The following is a 2,981-nucleotide window of genomic DNA, read 5'->3' as shown; positions in this document are numbered from 1 at the left end:
CATGCTCATATCGAACGCACTAACGTAGATCGTCCAACAGATCGCCGTATCGGCGAAACTGGCACAACAGAGACTATCGCTGTAGAGCTAGAAGCTGAGCGTGCTCGCGTTGGTAAAGAGACTTATGTTACTGAAGAAGTTAACGTTGGTAAAACAACTGAGCGTCATACAGAGACTATCGTTGAGACTATTCAACGTGAAGAGTTAGACATTGACCGTGACGGTAATGTTGTAGACGGCAAAGGTAACTTGTACGAAGGCAATGACGTTACTGCTGATGATGTACGCCGTGCTCGTGGCATGTAATACGCAGAATAATTATAGTTTTATCGTTATAAACTATAATAATAGGCAGCTAAGTATATTTACTTAGTCATTAAGGTCAGAGCTTGTCTCTGGCCTTTTTTGTGCCAAAGCATACAACCAAATCTAAGGTATAGTAGTAACTACTAACGACGATATAAATTATTACTCAATAAGGACTACGATTATGGACAACAACAATAGCAAAACTGGACAAATAAACGACGCAGCTGATCCTGCTATAAATGATCAATACACAGATCAAAACAATGTTTTAGATACGCAAGATGATGTAGTCGTTAGACAAGGCGTTGGACATTTAGAGCTGTTAGAGGAGCGCCCAGTCGTCAATAAAGAGCGTCTGGATGTCGGTAAAGTTACCGTGACTAAGCACACTCGTACCAAAACTATCGATGTCCCTATTGAGCTGGTTGAAGAGTACATCACTATCGAAACTCAACATCATGACGCGCAAAGCCAAGACTTGCTATCAGGCAGTTATGATGACAAAGATATATTGCGCCACGTTGAGCCTTCATTAGATAGTAAGGCGGTCATTACGATCAATGGCACACAAGTGGAGCTCGGTGACGCGCCCACTGAGATTATAATCTCTCGTCAGGTGGCAACGATTACCAAAGACACTTATGCAATCCAAAAAGTAGACGTCAAAAAGACCATTCATACGCATACTGACAATATTCAGGTTGAGCTTAAGCATGAAGAGCTAGATGTCACTGAAGAAGGGTTTTTGGCGCATGAGAGTTCACGTGTTAATCATAAGTCGTCGTAAATTACTTATTTAAACCTGCGCACAAATTTAAACCTGCGCACAAAAAAAGCAACGAGATGTTGCTTTTTTATTGATTAAAGATAGTTCGTTTTATTCAGAGTCATTACACTCGTAAGTATCGATGCTCGCTTCATCACTACTGCTGTTGGTGCGCAGCACACCGGTTTCACGGGTCTGGTGAGCAGTACGCCACTGGGTATAACCCTGATTGCCACTTAGATCTGTACTAACTTCATAGGCTTCAGGATTGGTGCCTTCATTAGTTTTGTTTAGTGTTACTGTGCCCTTGTCTGTCTCTAACACCACTTGATTGTCTTCTTCCAGATATGTCGCTTCAACCTTTAGCGTAGGAGCACATAAATATGTTCTTTGCATGATATTGTCATCAACCGTTGCTACTGTATCCCCTTCTACTTCGTTTAAAGTAGCATCTGCGACGACTGCATCGTTTGGCTCGGCAGGTTCTGCGGACATAGGAGCTGCCTGCTCTTCGCTAATAGTATCCTCTAAACTAGGTTCAGGCTCAGGATCTTGCTGGCAAGCACTGAGACTTAGCATAGCTGCTAATAGACCTGTGACAACAAAGGAGGTACGGCTCTTTTTTAATGACTGAAACTTCATGATTTGCTCCTGATTTTGTATGCTAAATACTATAGCGTGTCCGCATATCTACGCCTATACGCAATTTGTAAGTAATAAATACAAAGATTATGTTTCAAAAGCACGACCGCTTTTTGATCCTTGTAATTTATAGCTATTGCAAAACGCAAAATGCCCATAGCTAATAAACTATAGACACTATTAAAATGATAGGCACTAATAAACAGGCACTCTTGTTTAAATAACAATCAGAGCATATCAACTGAACAGACCGTATCACCCAAGCAAGGGGCGATCAAATCTTGCCATGACATTGCTTATATTTGAGACCTGAGCCGCAAGGACAAGGCGCGTTACGACTAACATTCATACCTGCATAAGGATTTGGCTCAGCCTCAGCACTGCTTACAGCACCAGCACTGACACCAGCCGCCGCAGTACCGCCTAGATTGACGCGCATTTGACCGTTGGCGCGTGCGCCTTGATTGACCTGATTTTGCTCATTGGTCGCTCTGCGCTCACCGCCACCGATGCCGCCTGCGTCATCGTGCTCAAACTGCATCTGCATGCGTTCAGCGTCCGCCCGCTTTTGCGCCTCTAGTGCCTCAAGCTCCTCTTTGGTTGGGATATGGACACGTGATAAGTCTTGTACAGTCTCAGATTTGATCGCCCCTAGCATCATTTGAAACAGCTCAAACGATTCTCGCTTATACTCTTGCTCTGGATTTTTTTGTGCATAACCACGCAAGTGAATGCCTTTACGCAGCTGATCCATTTGCGTTAAATGCTCTTTCCAGTGCTTATCTAGGCTCTGGAGCATAAAATGACGCTCGAGCTGAGCGGCGCTTTGTTCGCCCATTTGTGCGCGTCGACCACGGTAATGATCCAGCGCAGTTTGAATGATTTTTTCACGTAACGCCTCTTCATCAAGGCGGCGATCCTCATCCAGCCAGTCATTGATTGGCATATAAAGCTTGAACTCATCTTCAAGCTCATCCTCAAGCCCGTCGATATTCCACTGATCATCGATAGAGCCTGGCGGAATGAACTGATTGATCATAGCGTTATATACGTCATAATGCATCGCTTCAATCGCCTCTTGCAAATCCATATCTGCAAGCAAATCATCACGCTGGCTATAGATAACCTTACGCTGCTCATTGGCGACATCATCGTATTTAAGCAAGTTTTTACGCGCATCAAAATCGCGGCTCTCAACCTTACCTTGAGCATTTTCAATAGATTTTGACACCATCTTATGCTCGATGGCTTCATCTTCTTTGAG

General features: G+C 43.7%; 4 protein-coding genes. 2 read left to right on the top strand and 2 right to left on the bottom strand.

Annotated features, from left to right (window positions below; genetic code table 11):
* Both ACTXGO_RS11835 and ACTXGO_RS11830 read left to right on the top strand, forming a co-directional pair.
* Positions 1 to 306, top strand: a 306-nt coding sequence (locus tag ACTXGO_RS11835) for a DUF2382 domain-containing protein (RefSeq protein WP_443574657.1), incomplete at its 5' end; no start/stop codon positions are given.
* 184 nt (positions 307 to 490) lie between these two features.
* A complete protein-coding gene (locus ACTXGO_RS11830) occupies positions 491 to 1,096 on the top strand; it encodes a YsnF/AvaK domain-containing protein (protein ID WP_443574655.1) in 606 nt (201 codons plus the stop codon).
* A 90-nt stretch (positions 1,097 to 1,186) separates the two neighbouring features.
* On the opposite strand, the gene ACTXGO_RS11825 is transcribed toward ACTXGO_RS11830, so the two are convergent.
* Both ACTXGO_RS11825 and ACTXGO_RS11820 read right to left on the bottom strand, forming a co-directional pair.
* On the bottom strand, positions 1,187 to 1,717 hold the full coding sequence (locus ACTXGO_RS11825; RefSeq protein ID WP_443542402.1) for a hypothetical protein: 531 nt from the start codon (positions 1,715 to 1,717) through the stop codon (positions 1,187 to 1,189).
* Between the two features lie 274 nt (positions 1,718 to 1,991).
* The coding region (locus tag ACTXGO_RS11820) for an SEC-C metal-binding domain-containing protein (protein WP_443574654.1) at positions 1,992 to 2,981 on the bottom strand (990 nt) is incomplete at its 5' end.

It is taken from the genome of Psychrobacter sp. T6-1, assembly GCF_052258445.1.
This window is presented reverse-complemented; position numbering and strand designations above follow the sequence as displayed.